Source organism: Nostoc sp. UHCC 0870 (assembly GCF_022063185.1).
Lineage (GTDB): Bacteria > Cyanobacteriota > Cyanobacteriia > Cyanobacteriales > Nostocaceae > Trichormus.
Genome location: NZ_CP091913.1, coordinates 5,525,692 through 5,545,510 on the forward strand (window position 1 = coordinate 5,525,692; position 19,819 = coordinate 5,545,510).

General features: G+C 43.5%; 13 protein-coding genes. 9 read left to right on the top strand and 4 right to left on the bottom strand.

Annotated features, from left to right (window positions below):
- Positions 1-152: 152 nt before the first annotated feature.
- Positions 153-950, bottom strand: a complete 798-nt coding sequence (locus L6494_RS23475; RefSeq protein WP_237990139.1) for a metal ABC transporter ATP-binding protein — start codon at positions 948-950, stop codon at positions 153-155.
- A gap of 97 nt (positions 951-1,047) precedes the next feature.
- On the opposite strand from L6494_RS23475, the gene L6494_RS23480 reads away from it, so the two are divergent.
- A complete protein-coding gene (locus L6494_RS23480; protein WP_237990140.1) occupies positions 1,048-2,025 on the top strand; it encodes a metal ABC transporter substrate-binding protein in 978 nt (325 codons plus the stop codon).
- Positions 2,026-2,188: 163 nt separating this feature from the next.
- Positions 2,189-2,536 (top strand): hypothetical protein, encoded by a 348-nt coding sequence (locus tag L6494_RS23485; protein WP_237990141.1) that lies wholly within the window; start codon positions 2,189-2,191, stop codon positions 2,534-2,536.
- 172 nt (positions 2,537-2,708) lie between these two features.
- Here the strand turns inward: L6494_RS23485 and L6494_RS23490 are convergent, their stop codons facing one another.
- Positions 2,709-3,260 (bottom strand): NUDIX hydrolase, encoded by a 552-nt coding sequence (locus tag L6494_RS23490; protein ID WP_237990142.1) that lies wholly within the window; start codon positions 3,258-3,260, stop codon positions 2,709-2,711.
- A 136-nt stretch (positions 3,261-3,396) separates the two neighbouring features.
- On the opposite strand from L6494_RS23490, the gene L6494_RS23495 reads away from it, so the two are divergent.
- Both L6494_RS23495 and L6494_RS23500 read left to right on the top strand, forming a co-directional pair.
- A complete protein-coding gene (locus L6494_RS23495) occupies positions 3,397-4,464 on the top strand; it encodes a dipeptide epimerase (RefSeq protein WP_237990143.1) in 1,068 nt (355 codons plus the stop codon).
- Positions 4,448-5,494 carry a DUF1611 domain-containing protein gene (locus L6494_RS23500; protein WP_237990144.1) on the top strand — a complete coding sequence of 349 codons (1,047 nt, stop codon included), beginning with the start codon at positions 4,448-4,450 and terminating at the stop codon, positions 5,492-5,494. The genes L6494_RS23495 and L6494_RS23500 overlap by 17 nt, the downstream gene beginning before the upstream one ends.
- Before the next feature lie 99 nt (positions 5,495-5,593).
- On the opposite strand, the gene L6494_RS23505 is transcribed toward L6494_RS23500, so the two are convergent.
- Both L6494_RS23505 and L6494_RS23510 read right to left on the bottom strand, forming a co-directional pair.
- Positions 5,594-6,316: a Uma2 family endonuclease gene (locus L6494_RS23505; RefSeq protein WP_237990145.1), complete on the bottom strand. Its 723-nt coding sequence runs from the start codon at positions 6,314-6,316 to the stop codon at positions 5,594-5,596.
- Positions 6,317-6,605: 289 nt separating this feature from the next.
- Positions 6,606-7,022, bottom strand: coding sequence for a Fur family transcriptional regulator (locus L6494_RS23510; RefSeq protein WP_237990146.1), 417 nt, complete (start codon positions 7,020-7,022; stop codon positions 6,606-6,608).
- A 219-nt stretch (positions 7,023-7,241) separates the two neighbouring features.
- On the opposite strand from L6494_RS23510, the gene L6494_RS23515 reads away from it, so the two are divergent.
- The 5 genes from L6494_RS23515 (at position 7,242) to L6494_RS23535 (ending at position 19,319) form a co-directional block, all read left to right on the top strand.
- Complete coding sequence (locus tag L6494_RS23515; protein ID WP_237990147.1) at positions 7,242-7,814, top strand: peroxiredoxin; 573 nt, start codon at positions 7,242-7,244, stop codon at positions 7,812-7,814.
- Positions 7,815-8,191: 377 nt separating this feature from the next.
- On the top strand, positions 8,192-9,544 hold the full coding sequence (gene gorA, locus L6494_RS23520) for a glutathione-disulfide reductase (protein ID WP_237990148.1): 1,353 nt from the start codon (positions 8,192-8,194) through the stop codon (positions 9,542-9,544).
- Between the two features lie 135 nt (positions 9,545-9,679).
- The gene (locus tag L6494_RS23525; RefSeq protein ID WP_237990149.1) at positions 9,680-10,477 is read left to right on the top strand and encodes a COP23 domain-containing protein; all 798 of its coding nucleotides are present in this window, start codon (positions 9,680-9,682) and stop codon (positions 10,475-10,477) included.
- A 484-nt stretch (positions 10,478-10,961) separates the two neighbouring features.
- On the top strand, positions 10,962-18,620 hold the full coding sequence (locus tag L6494_RS23530) for a phytase (RefSeq protein ID WP_237990150.1): 7,659 nt from the start codon (positions 10,962-10,964) through the stop codon (positions 18,618-18,620).
- Between the two features lie 72 nt (positions 18,621-18,692).
- On the top strand, positions 18,693-19,319 hold the full coding sequence (locus L6494_RS23535) for a PEP-CTERM sorting domain-containing protein (RefSeq protein WP_237990151.1): 627 nt from the start codon (positions 18,693-18,695) through the stop codon (positions 19,317-19,319).
- Positions 19,320-19,819 lie beyond the last annotated feature (500 nt).

Genomic DNA, 19,819 nt, shown 5'->3' on the forward strand with positions numbered 1-19,819 from the left:
GGGAGGGAACTAGATTTTCCGGTTTCCCCCCTTTCCAAGGGGGGATTAAGGGGGGTAATTCAACTTGTGTGTACACGGTAGCCTCGCAAGCGGGGAGGAAGTTGGGGGTGGGGTTCTTATACCTCACTAAAGCAAGAACCGCTATACAAACTTTAAGCTGCGTCAGTAAAATACATGACTTTACCACCGTAAGCACAACGCAGATTTTCTTCTGTGAGTACCTGTTGTCTTGAACCTGTGGCGACGAGTTCGCGGTTAAGTAAGACTAAATCATCAAAGTGGCTGATAGATTCGCCTAAATCATGGTTAACTACCAAGACAATTTTATTAGCCGCAGCTAATTCATGAAAGACATCAAAAACTACTGCTTGGGTTTTTTGATCAATCCCTACCAATGGTTCATCAAAACAGAAAATCTCGGCTTGCTGCGCTAAAGCACGGGCTAAAAATACTCGTTGTTGCTGTCCCCCTGATAATTGTCCAATGGGGCGATCGCAAAATTCTTTCATCCCAACTCTTTCTAAGGCATTTTTGGCTACTTGGCGACTCACACTAGAGAAACTACGCAACCACCCTGTTTTTTTTATTCGTCCCATCATCACTACATCCCAAACTGTGGCGGGATAAGTCCAGTCAATTTGGCTACGCTGGGGAACATACGCAACTTGATCTAATTGCTGCATCAGGGGTTTACCTTGATACAATACCCTTCCACTACTAAAGGGAACTAACCCCAGCATCGCCTTCATTAAGGTACTTTTACCTGCACCGTTAGGGCCAAAAATCCCAGTCAGTCGTCCCGGTTTAACAATACAGTTAATATCCCTCAAGGCTTCTTCTGTACGGTAGTGTACTCCTAGATGGGCAATGTTAATGTTTGTTGTGGCTGTCACAGTATTAACCCACACTAGATTGGAATTACCTTCTAAGGAAAAATTAGCAGTTCTCATAGTGTCATTTCCGAGACGGGAAGCAAATAATGAAAAGATTATGAAAATAATGTAACTTAAAAAATGAGAAAAATATGAAAACAAAGATAACAAGTTTATGGCAGCAATCACTCATTCAAAAGCCAGATATTTGGGTAAGGCGGTATTAGGGGTATTTTTGGGAATTTTGATACATGGATGTACACAAGCTAACTCTAACCGTACTCCCTCCGTCAACAATGGTAAGCCGCAAGTAGTAGCAACTAGCACAGTCATTGCTGATTTAGTTGGTGAAGTTGGAGGGGAAGAAATCCAGTTAAAGGGAATTTTGCAGCCTGGTGCTGATCCTCATGTATACGAACCAGTTCCAGCAGACAGCAGATTTTTGGAAGAAGCCGACTTGATTTTATATAACGGCTACAACTTAGAACCAGGACTAATTAAGTTAATGAATGCGGCTGGTGGGAAAGCGCGGAAGTTAGCCGTCGGGGAAGTCGTCAAGCCATTACAGTTAGATAAAGGAAAAGGTGAGATTGTCCCAGATCCCCACGTTTGGGGTAGTGCAGAAAATGCGATCGCAATGGTGAATGCCATTCGAGATGCTTTAATAGAGTCATCCCCGGAAGATAAAGATAAATTTACTCAAAATGCCGCGCAACTGACAGAAGAGTTAAAACAGTTGCATAGCTGGATTAATCAACAAATCCAAACGATACCCCCACAGAATCGCCAACTGGTGACAACTCACGACGCTTTCCAATATTATGGCCAAACTTACGGAATTGCGATCGCTGGCACATTAATTGGTATTAGCACCGAAGAACAACCAAGCGCACAAACAGTACAGCGATTAGTCGAGTCAATCAAAAAAATCGGTGTCCCCGCAATTTTTGCCGAAACTACTATTAACCCAGCGTTAATTACAACCGTTGCTCAAGAAGCTGGAGTCAAACTAGCACCAAATGAACTCTACTCTGATTCAATTGGAGCAAAAGGAAGCGATGGCGATTCTTACATCAAAATGATGCAGGCAAATACCCGCACTATTGTAGAGGCATTGGGAGGGAAATATACACCTTTTCAACTAAAGAAATAAATCTCTAGTTAGAACTTGTTTCCAATTATGAGAGGCTAAGATATAACTTCAGAGATGTAATTCAGAATTTGTGAATAAACTCCATCTGAAGAAAGAACTATTTAGGCATTTTATTTTCTACATTGTATTAGTAAATACATAAAATTTAATTGTGGAAATAGCCATGAATAAAGAAATAGAAAATAAAAATAAGCAATCAGAAGAAATTAGGCAACCAGTCAGTGAAGATTGGCACTCCCGCGAAGAACCAAACGTGAAAGAAAGACACTTAACAGCAAACCCAGGGGATAGAATTTCTGAACAGCCTCAATCTGTTGAAGAGAAAGCCAAGCAAGTTGCTGTAGATGTACCAGACATCACAGGCGATCAAATTACAGTCCCGACTTATTTTGTTGTCGAATATCCCGACGGTGAAAAAAAAGCCCTTCATCACGTAAAAGATGCTGAAGAAATTTCTGATGTTATTCGCCAAGCTAGAGTAGATGAAGAAGGCAATCGGATTTGGTGGTAATAGATAAATAGTGATGATTTCCAAAGTCATTAAATCACTACCAATCATTTTTTGTAGGGTGCGTCAGTGCGATAGAACCTAACTATACTCAGCAATTATTCATCCTGACGCACCCTACCCAACCATCAATTGCGGATAATTTATTTTTTGGTGTTCCCTGGGGTGAAAATATTTAATCAGTGATAAACTTTAATCCTAACAATAAGGCTGCAATACTCCCTGATACCGAAATTTCCCCTTGAGCTATTTTCTCTAACACTGACTCTACAGGAATTAAAATTACTTCAATTTCTTCTGTAATATCTAACTTTTGTTCTCCAGTCTTGATGACATTTTCTGCTAAATATAAATGAATTTGATTATTATCTTTACTGGGGTTGTCATATAATGTAGCAATTTTTCTTAATTCTTGAGCTACATAACCTGTTTCTTCTTGCAGTTCTCTCATACCTGCATCTTCTGGACTTTCTTGTGTTGGATCAAACCTGCCGGCTGGCAATTCTATAAAAAAATTCTCAGCCCCATGTCTATATTGCCGAACAAAGATAATTTCTCTACTGGCAGTAATCGGAAGAACCAGTACAATATCTGGCCTAATATTTACAAAATAGTCATCTATGATCTGACCGTTGGGTAATTTAACTTCATCTTGCCTGACTTGACACCAAGGGTTATCTAAGACCATTTTGGAGTTTAATATTTGCCATTTTTCTAATTTACTCATACATTCTTGATTTTACGAAGGATTATTTAATATTTTAGCTATAAATAATGAATGTAAAAAAGTATAACTAATACCCCAAATCAGCTAGAATTTGCACTTACACTATTTTTGCTCTCACCAGAATTTGAGCATAGTTATGCACGTAGAAGTTCAGCTATTTACGGTTAACAAGCGATTTCCCTTAACTATTAGTCGCGGCACAACAGCAAAGACAACCAATATCTGGGTAAAAATTGTCAGTTCCAATGGAGGTGGAGAAAACATCGAAGGTTGGGGTGAAGCATCGCCTTTTGGTGTGGGCAATCATGCACAATCAACTGATACTATTAAGAATGCTTTAGAACAAATCGCGCCAGTTTTGCAAGCCTTTCACCCGTTGCAGAGGCAGGAAATAGAGCAAGTTTTCATCCAATACCAAGTGCCTTCGGCGGCGAGGGCAGCAATTGATATGGCATTGTATGACTGGCTGGGTAAGTATGTAGGATTACCCCTATGGCAAATCTGGGGGCTGAATCGCAACGCCATAGTCCCCACTTCCGTCACCATTGGCATTAGTTCCCCAGCCGCAGCTCAGGCCAGGGCTAGGGATTGGTTACAATTTACCGATGTGCGTTTATTTAAAGTCAAGTTAGGTAGTCCAGAAGGTATAGAAGCAGATCGGCAAATGCTATTGGCACTGCAACAAGAAGCACCAGCACAAGAATTTTTTGTGGATGCTAACGGGGGTTGGAGTTTGGCAGATGCCATTGAGATGTGCAATTGGTTGGCGGATTTAGGTATAAAGTATGTAGAACAGCCATTGCCACGAGGAGAGGAAATTAATTTAGTCAAGCTGAAAGAAAAATCACCTTTACCGATTTTTGTGGATGAAAGCTGCTTTAATAGCTCCAATATTCCCCATTTAGCAAACTATGTAGATGGCATCAATATTAAATTGATGAAATCTGGGGGCTTAACTGAGGCTATGCGGATGGTACATACTGCCCGCGCTTATGGGTTACAAGTGATGTTTGGCTGCTATTCTGACAGTTCATTATCTAATACAGCAGCTGCACAACTATCGCCACTAGCTGATTATTTAGATTTAGATAGTCACTTAAATTTAAGTGATGACCCCTTCACGGGTGCAGTGGTACAAGAAGGGAGAGTATTACCAAACGATTTACCAGGCTTGGGAGTAAAATATAGTGCGTCTGCCGCTTAATCAAAAAGTTGCTATTTTATTACATGAAGGAACTCAGGGGACTATCGGCAAAACTGGGCTAGCACTTTTACGCTACAGTGAAGCCCCAATTGTGGCAGTTATAGATAAGGAGTGTCCGGGACAATCTTTAAGAGAAATCACAGGTATTAAGCGGGATGTCCCCATTGTGGCATCGGTGACAGCAGCCTTGGAATACAAGCCTCAAATCTTGGTAATTGGAATTGCCCCCAAAGGTGGCGGTGTACCTGATGATTACTGGATTGAGATTAAAACAGCCCTGGAAGCTGGGATGTCTTTGGTGAACGGTTTACACACATCGTTGTCCAATATGGCTGATTTAAATGCACTCCTCAAACCAGGACAATTAATTTGGGATGTACGAAAAGAACCAGCCAATTTAGATGTTGCCAGTGGCATGGCGCGGACTCTCCCCTGTCGGCGGGTGTTAACAGTGGGAACTGACATGGCTATTGGGAAGATGTCCACCAGTTTAGAACTACATTGGTTATCAAAACTGCGGGGTTGGCGTTCTAAGTTTTTGGCTACCGGCCAAACTGGGGTGATGCTAGAAGGGGACGGTGTAGCCTTAGATGCTGTGCGGGTGGACTTTGCGGCTGGTGCAGTAGAACAGATGGTGATGCGCTATGGGAAAAATTACGACATCTTATATATAGAAGGACAAGGTTCTTTATTACATCCTGGTTCGACGGCAACCTTACCCTTAATTCGTGGTTCTCAACCGACTCAATTAATCTTGGTACATAAAGCCGGACAAACTCATAATCGCAATAATCCCCATGTACCCATCCCGCCTTTACCAGAGGTGATTAACCTGTATGAAACCGTCGCCAGTGCTGGCGGGGCATTTGGTAAAGTGCCTGTAGCGGGTATAGCCTTAAACACTGCCCATTTAGATGAATTTGCGGCAAAAGAAGCGATCGCACAAACCACAGCCGAAACCGGTCTACCCTGCACCGATGTAGTCCGCTTTGGTGCTGATGTGCTTTTGGATGCAGTCATGCAGAATTAGGGCAGGGGGCAGGGGGCAGGGGGCAGGGGGCAGGGGGCAGGGGGCAGGGGGCAGGGGGCAGGGGGCAGGGGGCAGGGATAGGGTTCACCACTCGCTTAGTTAAAAACTATCGGGATCGATACCGCGCTGTTTGAGCCTATTTCGTAAGTCTTCGAGGTCTTGTTGAGCCTGTTGAGCTTGTTGAGCTTGTTGTTGAGCTTGTTCTACTCGTTCATCAGGACTGGGGAATCGCTCACCATCCTGATTAAACCAAAACAACCATTCCCTTTCCCAGTCTCCGTATATACCCACATCTACCCCAATCGCTAGTTGCAATTCCGGTATCCAAAACCGTTCTTGCGATCGCAAAATAAACTCATCGTCAATTTGTTTATACACTTCAAAGGGAGCGTGATCATCTCGCTGCGAATGGTCGGGATTATAGATAACGTAATACAATACGCCCAAATCGAGATATTTGCTCATCTTGGTGTCGTATTCTCCACCATAGGTTTGAGAAACAACTTCAACAACCAAAATGGGCGGAATCCAATTCTCTTCCCATAACACGTAACTGAGTCTGCCTCGCTGTTGTCGCCGTCGTTCTACACCCAAGCTCAAAAACCCATCGGGGACAAGGGATTTTCGGGGTGCAGTCGGTAGGTAGTAGATGCCCATGTCTACCCCAAAAAACCAATCCTGGCGATCGCTCCAAACTGCCGATAAAATAGCCAACAGTAAGTTAGGAATGAGATTTTGCAGTTCGTTATCCACAGGAGTATCATCAGAGTCCGGCAGTTCTGCGGCTGTTGGCAGTTGGGGTAGAGCAATGGAATATTCCATAGGATTGATTCCTTCGCAACATAATTATGTTTATTTTATCAGTGCAAGTTTAAGGGTGTAGAGAAGATTTTACCCAGACCCGTTGGGGCGGGTGTAGGGGTATAGGGGTGTAGGGGTGTAGGGGGAAGAAAGAGCAGCCAACCTAACCCTTGGCTTAAAAGCCCTGCTCCTTGGGGCAACCGTGTTGGGTTCTTTTTCAATCCCCGTCCAACACCTTCAACCCCTACACCCCTACACCCTTAAACCCTTACACCCCTAATGAACCAGTCCCCAATCCCCAGTCCCCAATTTACTGACAGCGATCGCAAATTCCCTGAACTATCACCTCGAAACGTTCTGCTTTTAGTCCTGAACGGAGTTGACCTAAATCAATATTGCCGAAGGTGTTCCATTGAATATCTTCGATTCTGCGACAGCAGTTACACCGGAAATGATGATGGGGTGCAACATTGGCATCGTAACGAGAAACCCCTTCTTCTAATAGCACTTCACGCGCCAATCCCACCTCACGCAATGCCTGAAGCGCAGCATATACTGTTGCCTGCGATGAAGTTGGTGCATCCTGATTTAAGTCCGTCAAAATTTGCTCAACGGTAGGATGGTCTTTTCTTGCTAGCAGGTTTGCGTAGACGGCGAACCTCTGAGGGGTGACTCGCAATCCTTTACTTTTCAGTATTTTGATAATCTCATCAGCTTGCTGCTGCATAGGATTTACTTGACCGAGGTAAATAAGCCTAAACCAATATTATAACCTTTCCCTTCTAATAATTTAACTTTTTTTTGAACTATAAAAATAAATTAGTATTCCTAACTATTGACTTATTCCTAAATCAGAATTATTCTGGTTTACAGGTGGTGACTCACCACCGCTAAATAATCAAACTGCCACCAAACTTTAATTTTTCCATCTAAAAACGAGGTATTTATGACTGCTATTACTCGCGTTCCTGATGTTGTATTCAAAACTCGTGTTCGGGATGAGTCTGTAGCTGGCCCCAACCCTTACCGTTGGCAAGACCAGACAACTCAAGAAATTTTCGGCGGTAAAAAAGTAGTCTTATTTGCGTTACCTGGGGCATTTACACCTACCTGCTCTTCTACACATCTGCCCCGTTATGAAGAACTTTATGATGAATTCAAAGCTCTAGGCGTTGATCAAATTATTTGCCTGTCAGTCAACGACGCGTTTGTCATGTTCCAGTGGGGTAAGCAACAAGGGGCGAAAAACGTGTTCTTGTTACCCGATGGTAGTGGCGAATTTACCCGCAAGATGGGAATGTTAGTAGATAAATCTAACATCGGCTTTGGGATGCGTTCTTGGCGTTATTCAATGGTTGTCAACAACGGCGAAATTGAAAAGATGTTTGTTGAGCCTGGCTATGAAGACAACTGTCCCACCGATCCTTTTGAAGTATCTGATGCGGATACAGTCCTGGCGTACCTCAAGGGTGTAGAACGCTCCAAAGAAGTTGCACCTCGGTTGTCATTCGTCGGTTAATAGGGGTGTAGGGGTATGGGGGTGTAGGGGTGTAAGGGAAGAATAATTTCCCAGTCCCCAGCTTTTCAATGAGTGGATTTGTAATGAGTGAATTTTAGATTATTCAATCTAAAATCTAAAATCTAAAATTCCTAGTCCCCAGTCCCCAGTTAATTGTTCATTATTCTGCGCTTGTTGGTTTTCAGGCAAAGGGAGCTAGATTAAGATTACTTCCTTTGCCTGTTTCATTCTTGAACGAAAAAAAGAAGGATACAAGCCCCTAATAATTTATGGAAAAGAAAAAAGTAAAACAACATTAATTCAAGCCCCCGGATTTATCCGTGGGGTAATTAATTTTGAATTTTGAATTTTGAATTTTGAATTCGGAGCGCAGCGACGTGACATACGATTTTGATTTGTTTGTAATTGGTGCGGGTTCTGGTGGGATAGCTACAGCTCGCCGTGCGGCAGAATATGGCGCAAAAGTGGGGATTGCAGAGTTTGATAGGCTTGGTGGTACTTGCGTTAATCGCGGTTGCGTACCGAAAAAATTAATGGTTTATGCTTCTCGCTTCCCTGGCATATTTGAAGAAGCACAAGGTTATGGTTGGAGTGCTGTCGAAAGTTCCCTCAACTGGGAAGATATGATTACCAGTGTTAATAATGAGGTGACACGCCTCAACGGTATCTATCAACGGATGTTAGATAACTCCAAAGTGCAGATATTTCAGGGGCGGGCTAAATTTATTGATAATCATACAGTTGAAGTTGGCGAGACTAAAATCACCGCCGATAAAATATTAATTGCTGTGGGTGGGACACCAGTCCGTCCTGATATTCCTGGTATTGAACACGCTCTGATTTCTGATGCTTTATTTGAAATGAAGCCCCAACCTAAACGGGTTGTAATCCTTGGTGGTGGATATATCGGCTCTGAATTTGCTTGTATCTTGCATGGATTAGGTACAGAAGTAATTCAGGTAATTCGCCAAGATAAAATTTTGCGCGGATTTGACGAAGATTTGAGAACAGAAATTCAAGAGGGGATGATTCGTCACGGCATTAGGATTATTACTCATGCTGATATTGTGAGCATTGAGAAAACAGATACTGGTGTCAGTATGATGATTAAAAATGACACTGAAGAAAATATCTTAGCAGACGCAATCAGTTTGGCTGCTTTAGGACGGAAACCAAATACTGATAATTTAGGCTTAGAGAATACGTCTGTAAAACTAGATAAAGGGGGAATGGTTGTAGTCGATCGCTACAGTCGCACCGAGGAAGAAAATATCTATGCTCTAGGCGATTGTACCAGCAAAATTCAACTCACCCCTGTAGCAATTAATGAGGGACGAGCCTTCGCAGATACAGCCTTTGGTGGTAAGCCCCGCGTGATGAGTTATGAAAATATCCCCACAGCGATTTTTACTACTCCCGAAGCGGCGACAGTTGGGTTAACAGAAGCAGAAGCCATTGAAGAACATGGTAGCGATCGCATTAAAGTTTATCGCAGTCGCTTCCGTCCTATGTATTACACCCTAGCAGGCAAAGAAGAAAAAACCCTGATGAAACTGGTAGTAAATCAAGAAACCGACCAAGTTTTAGGGGCGCACATGGTAGGCGATCATGCTGGAGAAATCATCCAAGGAATTGCGATCGCTCTGAAAATGGGTGCGAAAAAAGCTGATTTCGATGCCACAGTTGGGATTCATCCCAGTTCTGCCGAAGAATTTGTCACTATGCGTTAAAATGTTCCCCTAAACCCCTACCCCTAAACCCCTACACCCCTACACCCCTAAACCCTTTTTCCAGGAATCAAAAGACAAAATTTTGCGTCAATAGAAATATCAGTTTTCCAATCTGTGTCCACTGGAGGAGCGATTATGTTGTCAAAAAGCTGGAAGTTAGCTTGTTTGGGCGGTCTGGGGTTATCTTTATTTTTGGGTAATGGGGCTGCACTGGCTCAATTTGATAATTCTGCTGATAGTGTAGTTGTCCCAACTGTACCATCAGGTTCATCAACACCCACAAACACACCTATACCATTGCCAACCAATACATCAGTAAATACAACTAATTCACCTACTAATGTTGGTGGCGCACGCTTTTTCTGTCAACAGTATAACGGCCAACCCACCGTCATGTATCAACCCCAAAGCCAACCAGGGCAATACTTTCCTTGGGCTGCTCCGACGGCTTTAGGTGGTGGATGGGATGCACAAAGCCGTTGTCAAGCGATCGCTAGTCGCTTAGAGTTATATCGTCCAGATGGGTTACAAGAACTGCAAACCTCTGTAGAAAATAGAGAAAATATTATTTGTGTGACAACCGATGCTAATTCTCAATGTCGGATTGTCGTGACAGTACCCCGTAACAAAGATCCTTACACCGTTCGTAATAGTATTTTCCAAAACCTGATGTCTGCTGATAGTGGTCAGCAAACCACAGCCGTCAACACCTATACTAATCGCAGTAGTGGGGGAAACGAACTTTATAATTTAGGTCGTACTCTGTTAGGTAGCGGTAATCGAGTCAATTCTTTGAGAAGTGGTATTAATCTCAAGCCTTACCTCGATACTAGAGATGGGGGAACAGGTAGAAATCTGAAAAATGGGGTAGCAATCGGTCGTCCATCTCAACCACAAGTCCGCACTCGCCTAAATCCTGATAAATTCCGTTAATCGCGTCTCTACATATTCCTCCTTCCCTAGTAGGGAAGGGGGTTAGGGGGTTAGGTTTCGCGTTAGCTTTTCTACATAACGTGAAAAGTCAGGGAGTGGGAAAGGTGATGGTTTCCCACAAAGTATCTTGAATTAGACAAAAGTTTTCCACGAATTGAATATATGCACTCTAGGGTGGGCTATAGGCTCACCCTTATTAATTTTCTAACTAATAACTATCTACTTTTAACCATTTGCTAGCTGTTTCTTAAACTAGCTGGGCTAGTTTGAAATTTATCAATCCGAATAAATACTGAATTAAGGTGTGTGGCGATTTTTTGGCATATACCTCAATTTACAGTGACCATCTAGCGATCGCTCTGAATGTGACCTATAGAATAACGCGACTCAACCAGCACAGACATTAGAAATTCAACTATATCAAAGTGTCTACTCATACCGATAATCCTCTTCGCTCACTCTGGATGTAATTCGGAATTAACCTATGGCGACTAACCCAACAATCCGCTTTTCTCAGTTCAACGCTTCTCTTAACCGCAATGGTGAAGGCCAGTTAGTCAATGATTTGTCTACTCCTAACAATACTCAGGCTAAAGCTGTTGCGGAAATCATCCAGCGCAATAACCCAGATGTGCTGCTAATTAATGAGTTTGACTACGTTACCGACAATCCTTTAGAACCAGTTCAACTATTTCAACAAAACTATTTATCTGTTAGTCAAAACGGTGCGACTCCAGTTAATTATCCTTACGTTTATATTGCTCCTTCTAATACAGGGATTGCTTCTGGATTTGACTTAGATAACAATGGCTCAGTTGGTGGTGGTAACGATGCCTTCGGCTTTGGCAATTTTCCCGGTCAGTTTGGGATGTTGCTGTTGTCTAAATACCCAATTGACACCGCGAATATACGTACCTTCCAGAATTTTTTGTGGAAGGATATGCCGGATTCTCTTTTACCTACGATTAAAACTCCTGATGCAGACACTCCTTGGTATTCTCCAGAAGAGCAAGCAATCTTGCGGTTATCATCCAAAAGCCACTGGGATGTCCCAATTCAGGTGAATGGTGAAACAATCCATGTTTTGGCAAGTCACCCCACACCCCCAGTTTTTGATGGTGCAGAAGACCGCAACGGTAAGCGCAACCATGATGAGATTCGTTTTTGGGCAGACTATATCACCCCCGGTCAAGGTGGTTATATATATGATGATGCAGGTGATATAGGGGGTTTAAAAGCTGGGGCGAGTTTTGTGATTATGGGGGATAAAAATGCTGATCCTTATGATGGGGACAGCTATAAAAACGCCATTCTCCAACTGTTGCAGAACCCCAATATTAATACCAACTCTATCCCCAGCAGTCCTGGCGCACCTCAACAGGCGGCTTTACAAGGTGGTGCTAATATCAGCCATCAGGGAAACCCCTACTTTGACACGGCTGATTTTGCTGATGGGACTCCGGGTAACTTACGGACAGATTATGTCTTACCCTCTACAGATTTGCAAATTACCAACTCAGCCGTATTTTGGCCGGAAAATACTGACCCAGAATTTACTCCAGTTGGTACTTTCCCCTTCCCTAGTTCCGACCATCGTTTAGTGTGGGTAGATGTAAAAGTTGGGGCGACACCAGCAGGTAAAACCGTTACCAATACTGAATTTATAGAACAAACAACTTTCCCCACAGGCTTTATTCCTGAAGGTACAGCCGGGACTGTTAACGGTGTACCAACCCAAATGGGCGGGTTATCTGGTGTCACCTATGATGCGGTTAACAATGTCTATTATGCGATTTCTGACGATCGCTCTCAATTTGCCCCGGCTCGTTTTTATACCTACACGACGGAAGCAGGAGAAGTCACATTTACCAATGTTACAACCCTCAAAGATATTGATGGTAATACTTTTCCGTCCTTGAGTATTGACCCAGAAGGCATTGCTTTAACTAAAAATAGGACAGTGTTTATTTCCTCAGAAGGGGAAGCAAATCCGAATGCTGGGCGTGTTAGCGATCCCTTTATTAAAGAGTTTGACTTGACAACGGGGCAGGAATTGCGATCGCTTCCCATTCCAGTCAAATTTTCCCCCACGGTACAAGATACCAACGGTGATGGGATTATCAATGCAGGTGATACGCAGACATCAGGGGTGCGAAATAACTTAGCTTTTGAAAGTCTCACCATCTCCCCTGACCAAAAAACCCTCTACACAGCCACCGAAAACGCCCTTTTCCAAGATGGTGCAAGGGCTTCTTTAACGAGTGGTAGTCCTTCCCGGATTCTGCAATACAACTTAGTTAGCGGTCAACCAGAAAAAGAATATCTCTACATCACTGATGCTATTGCTGATGTCCCTAACCCGCCTACAGGCTTTGCAGATAACGGCTTGGTAGATTTATTAGCCATTGATAACCGAGGTACTTTCCTCGCTGTCGAACGTTCCTTTGCTGTGGGTGTGGGTAACACCATCAAAATCTACGAGGTATCTTTGCAAGGTGCAACGGATATTAGCACCATTGACTCTTTAGCAAACCTGAGTGAAGCAGAATTAGCAGCCCTCAGACCTGCTAGCAAGAAACTACTATTGAATTTAAACGACCTCAACTTACCCACAGGTACAGATAACATCGAAGGTATTACTTTCGGCCCCAAATTAGCTGATGGTCGTCAATCAATTGTGCTGGTGAGTGACAACAACTTCAATGCAGCCCAATTTACGCAAATTCTCACTTTGAGTGCAGAGGTAATCCCTACCGTTACCCCCACCGTTGAAACCCGTCCTGATTTATTCGATGATAACGATGACAGTATCCCAGCAGTTGACCGCGATGCTGATGCTGATGACCCAGCAATTTATGTAAATGCTACCGACCCCTCAGCCAGCCTTGTCTTAACAGCAGTGAAAAATGCTGGACTACGGGTTTATGACCTATCTGGGAATTTACTGCAAACCGTTAATCCTGGAGATATTCGCTACAACAATGTAGATTTACAATATGGGTTTAACTTGGGTGGTGAAACTGTAGATATTGCCGTAGCGAGCGATCGCCAAAACGACAAACTGGTAATCTTTAAAATCAACCCCAACCCCTCTACCCCCGGTGAATATCTCGAAGATATCACCGACAACAGTATCGGGACTCTCTTCCAAGCTGCACCCTTTGCACCGCCTTACTCATCAGACGAACGTAGTGCTTACGGGGTGGCTTTATATCGTAGTCCCATCACCAATGATTACTACGTCTTTGCTAATCGTCGTGAAACCGGAGATGTAGCACAGTTTAAGCTGATAGACATCGGTAACGGTAAGATTGGGGCTGAACGTGTCAGGGAGTTTACCATCCCCACAGATGCAGACATTGACCCCCAAACCGAGGGGATGGTTGCAGACCAAGAATTAGGCTACCTCTACATTGGTCAAGAAAATGTGGGTATTTGGAAGTTCCAAGCTGAACCCAATGGTAGTAATACAGGCCAGCTAGTTGATAAAATCAAGAGCTTGGGAGGTTCTCATCTTACCGATGATGTAGAAGGCTTGACTATCTACTACGGCAAAGATGGTAAAGGCTATTTGCTGGTATCTAGTCAAGGTGACAACACCTTTGCAGTCTACAGCCGTGAAGGTAATAACGAATATTTAGGTAGATTCGCCGTTGGTAATAATGGCTCAATAGACAGCGTACAGGAATCCGACGGTGCAGATGTCGTCAACGTCCCACTGGGGGCGAATTTCCCCTATGGGTTATTCGTGACTCAAGACGGTTCTAACGATCCCCCCCGACTCGTAGAAGATGACGGGGAACTGGAAAACGTCAACACCAATTTTAAGTTTGTCCCTTGGGAAAACATCGCCCATGCTTTTCCCCAACCCCTAGCAATTGATACAACCAGTTATAATCCGCGTACTCCAATGGCACAACCAAAGCTGACTGTCTACGAATTTAATGATCTACCAAAATTAGGTACAAGCACCTCTGGTCAAGATATCTTCTTAGGTGGTTTCTCTGGGCTTTACTTCCAAGGAATTGCTGCTAACGGTAACTTGCAGTTTGTCACCCATACAGATAGAGGCCCCAACGGAGAACCTATCGGTGCTAACAGACCATTCCCTCTACCAGACTTCCAACCAGAGGTAGTCAGCTTTGAACTCAACCGCGCCACCGGGGAAATTACCATCACCAAGAGAACGGGCTTATTCCGTCCCGATGGCGTAACCCCGTTAACTGGACTCGCCAATCTGCAAGCTGGAGATAGAGGTACAGCCTACACCGATGAAAATCCTGTGGATTTGAATAACCAACCTCTACCGAATGACCCATTGGGTGCAGATTTAGAAGGAATTGTAGTTGCACCCAATGGTGATTTGTGGATGGTGGATGAGTATCGTCCAGCCATTTACCACTTTGATAGTAACGGTAAATTGCGCGATCGCTTTATTCCTCTCGGTGATGCTACTGACTCTACCCAAAACGGCGGTACATTCTTTGGTACACCTGTGTTCCCTGCGGTTTATGCCCAACGGCGGAATAATCGCGGCTTTGAAGCTGTAGCACTAGAAGGTAATAAACTATATGCCTTTATTCAAAGTGCTATTGATAATCCAGATGTTAGCAATGATGCCAATTCTAGAAGTTCTCTAAATCTGCGGATTCTGGAATTTGATATCATTTCCAAACAGGTTACGGGTGAATATCTTTATCGTCTTGATGATATTTCCGGCAGTGGTAATGCTAGAACAGACAAAATTGGCGATGCTGTCTCTCTGGGTAATGGTAAATTTGCTGTTGTCGAGCGAGATGATTTAGAAGACAACACATCGAATAAACTGATTTTCCAGATTGATTTGGCAGGGGCGACCAACATTAATAATCCTGCTAACTTGGGAATATTACCCCCTGGTAAAACCATTGAACAGTTAACTGTTGCCGAGTTAACGGTGGCGAATATCGTTCCTGTCACCAAGACTCTAATTGCAAATGCGGCGGAACTGGGTTACACGGGAGTCAGCAAGCTAGAAGGGTTAGCGTTGGTAGATTCCAACACTTTAGCTTTAGTTAACGATAATGATTTTAGCGTCATTGGCACACAGACCAATCCTGACGGCACAATCGGCATTACAGTTGCATCCCCCAGTCTGCCGTCAAAACTCGGCTTACTGGAATTACCCTACAAGTTGGATGGGTCGAAATTGACACTCAAAGGTTTTGCCGTCCTCCCGGCTGATACCTTTGCAGAAGGGATACCTTCTGGTAGTGCGGTTACAGGTAACACCAATGGTAGGGATCTACCCTTTGCTAACCAGCCAGTTCAAGGCTTTAGTGCGGTACAAGTTGCCGATGATAATTCCTTCTGGTTCTTATCTGACAACGGTTTTGGTAGCAAGGCTAATAGTCCTGATTACCTGTTGCGGATTTATCGCCTAGACCCCAGTTTCCAAGGTACAGAAGTAAATGGCGATCGCAGTGTCGATGTCTTAGATTTTATCCAACTATCTGACCCAGATAACAAAATCCCCTTCCAGATTGTCAATGAAAATACTAGTGACAGACTCCTCACTGGTGCAGATTTTGACCCCGAATCCTTAGTAATTGCCGAAGATGGCACACTCTGGATAGGTGAAGAATTTGGCCCCTACCTACTGCACTTTGATGCTAGCGGCAAATTATTAGATGCACCTATCTCCACTCCAAACATTACCAATCTCAATACTCTCAATGGTCAAGCACCACTGGTAATTGGACACCGAGGTGCAAGCGGTGAACTCCCAGAACATACCCTGGCTGCATACCAGTTAGCGATTGAACGCGGTGCTGACTTCATTGAACCCGACATAGTGGTAACAAAAGATGGAGTTTTAATTGCCCGTCACGAACCCAACTTAATTAATACTACCGATGTTGCCAGCCGTCCAGAGTTTAGCGATCGCAGAACGATTAAAAATGTTGATGGTAGAGATGAAGAAGGTTTCTTTGCTGAAGATTTTACCCTAGCAGAAATCAAAACTCTGCGGGCAATCATGCCGCAAAGCTTCCGTCCCCAAGAATTTAACGGTTTGTATGAAATTCCCACCCTAGCGGAAATCATCGATCTAGTGAAGCAGGTAGAAGCGGATACAGGTAAAAAAATCGGCATCTATCCCGAAACCAAACATCCAACTTTCTTTCTAGACCAAGGCTACAACATTAGCCAGACATTAATTGATACTTTAGTCGCCAAGGGTTTCACTGACCCGACACAGGTATTTATTCAGTCCTTCGAGGTGGGCAATCTCAAAGCGTTGAATAATGTCATCATGCCTGCGGCTGGGGTTGACCTGCCTTTAGTGCAGTTACTAGACGCATTTGATGTTAATCTCGATGGTTCATTACAAGAGGTGCAACCCTACGATTTTGTTGTCAGTGGTGATACACGCACCTATGCAGACTTGCGTACACCCACAGGTTTACAGGAAATTGCTACCTATGCTGACGGCATTGGCCCCTGGAAGCGGATGATTAGATCCGTCCAGGGTGTTGATGCTAATGGGGACGGTCAAGCTGATGATGTGAATGGTGATGGTGCAGTTAACGATGCTGATAAAACCCTGACTGCGCCGACAACTTTAATCCAAGATGCCCATGCAGCAGGCTTGTTAGTCCATGCTTACACCTTCCGTAACGAAGGACGTTTTCTCGCAGCAGACTACAACAACAACCCTGAAGCCGAATATAGAGATTTAATCCAGCTAGGTGTGGATGGCTACTTCACAGACTTCCCAGGTACAGGCGATCGCGTTCGTGATGTGTTAGCAGGTGAATTTGTGCGATCGCCTGATCACCCCGATTTCCTCACTGAACCATCTAATCCTAACCTGTCTCGCTCCCGTGGCTTTGAGGGTATGGCTATTAGCTTGGATAAGCAAACCCTATATCCAATGTTGGAAGGGACTGTCACAGGTGATCCTGCCAACTCTGTACGGATTTACAAATTTGATGTTGCATCTAAGCAGTATCAAGGTTTAGTAGGCTACTACTTCCTAGAAAATCCCAATCACGCCATCGGTGATATCACCGTGATCAACGAAAATGAGTTTCTGGTAATTGAACGAGACGGTGGTCAAGGTGCTGGCGCGCAATTCAAGAAGTTATTTAAAGTTGACTTCTCGAAAAAAGATGCCAATGGATTTATTAGCAAAGAAGAAATTGGTGATTTGCTAAATATTTCTGATCCTCAAGACTTAAATGGCGATGGTAGCACCAAATTCACCTTCCCCTTTGTCACCATTGAATCTGTAGTGGTGTTAGATGAAAAAACACTGCTACTAGCTAACGATAATAACTATCCCTTCTCTATCGGTCGTCCCCCAGGGATTGATAACAATGAGTTCATCGTTCTGGAATTAGACCAGCCTCTCAACTTACCCACCCCTGTTGTTAGCATCACTGCTACTACTGCAAATGCTACCGAAGCTGACTCTACACCAGGAGTCTTTCGCGTTTCTCGTGTGGGTAACACTAGTCAATCCCTAACAATTAACTACACCGTTGAAGGTACTGCTAGCAATAGCAGCGATTACGATAATCTCACGGGTACGGCTACTATTACAGTTGGGCAAACTTACGTTGATATTGTAGTCACTCCCGTCGATGATGCCTTAGTAGAAGGGAATGAAAGCGTCATTCTCAATATCATCGACAGCAGTAATTATGATTTGGGTACTAACGCTAGTGCTACCGTCACCATCATTGATAACGACTTTAATAACTTCAATGGTAGTGGTAGCCGTGACCCCATCACCGGTACTGCTGCTAACGATCGCATTGTCGGCGGTACTGGACGCAAAACTATTACTAGTGGTGCAGGTAATGACGAGTTTATCTACACCAGCATCAGAGAAGTAGGTCATACCATCACCGACTTTGAAGTAGGTAGCGACAAAATTGTGCTGACACAGTTGTTAGATAGCTTAGTTGCTGGTGGCTATCAGGGTAGTAATGCCATTACAGATGGTTATGTCCGCCTAGTCCAAGGTAGCACTAGTAACAGTACCATCCTGCAAATTGATAGTGATGGATCTCTAGGTGCTGGCATTTTCCGCTCATTCCTAGCCTTGGATAACGTCACGCCAGAAGTGATGAATAATCCACAAAACTTCGTGTTTTAAGGAGACTGGGGACTGGGAAGAAATTCTACCTTGTCCCTTCCCAATTTACAATTCACCAACCATTAAAATCTCATGTTAAATTCCATCAAAAACTCAATTTTTACCGCCAGCGCAACCAGTGTATTAAGTCTGACCGTTTTGGCTATAGCTAGTCCAAGTTACGCTGCTAATCTAGATTTATCTACTTGGGATAGCATTGGTGATGTTAGCGTTACACCAGGACAAGCTACCCTCAACTCAGGTACTCTCAATACAGCCCTGACTGGTGGTGGTGTTGGTAGTGTAGAAGATTTTCTAGGTATCCCTGGCGGTAGTTTAGATCCTGTCGGTTCATTCTTTGGTGCTACCGCAGGTTCTGCAATCAAAACCATTTTTACAGATGTCAAAGCTGGTAGTGTTTTTAATTTCGACTGGAGTTTGTCCAGTAGCGACAGTGACAGTGCTTTTGTCACATTGAATGATTTAGTTGTCCCTCTGACTGGCGGTTCTAACTTCAGCTATGTTTTCTCAACGGCTGGAAACTATAACGTTGGTATTGGTGTTGTCGATGTAGACGATACCCTGGGTGCGTCGCAGTTAACACTCAGCAATGCTAATTTTACCCAAGTTCCTGAACCTGCAACTACCCTAGGTGCGATCGCAGCTTTAGGGTTGGGTATGAGTATCAAGCGCAGATTCCAGAACAAAGCACGCGATTAATCAATTCGTAATTCGTAGGGCAATTAAGGTTATGGATGTGTAGAGACGTTGCATTGCAACGTCTCTATATGCGTTATTAGCACTTGTTACACTGGTGAGTCAGTGCCTATTGTTCGTTTATCGTTATCTTGTTGACGCTTTATTTTTAATATCTTAAGTATTTATCAGTGTAAAAAAATGTAATATTTTGAGTGTAAAGCTCTTTTTATTAAGAATGAAATTTTATATAGTATTTTATGTCCTGTATTCAGGATACTCACGTTTCCTTATGGATCTTATCTGCATATAAATCAATAATTATGTCAAAATTTGGTCAAGCAGTTGTGTAAAATCAGCAAATTTATCATTAGGTTTAGGTTGTCAGTTGACTTAACCTTGTATACTTAGGAACGTCCCTTATAGCAAATCCATGTAACTAAAGTATATGTATGAGCAAGTTTTTGTTACTGATAGGATAAGTATAAAATTTTTCGCGGCTTGCATAAAAACCAATAGATAAA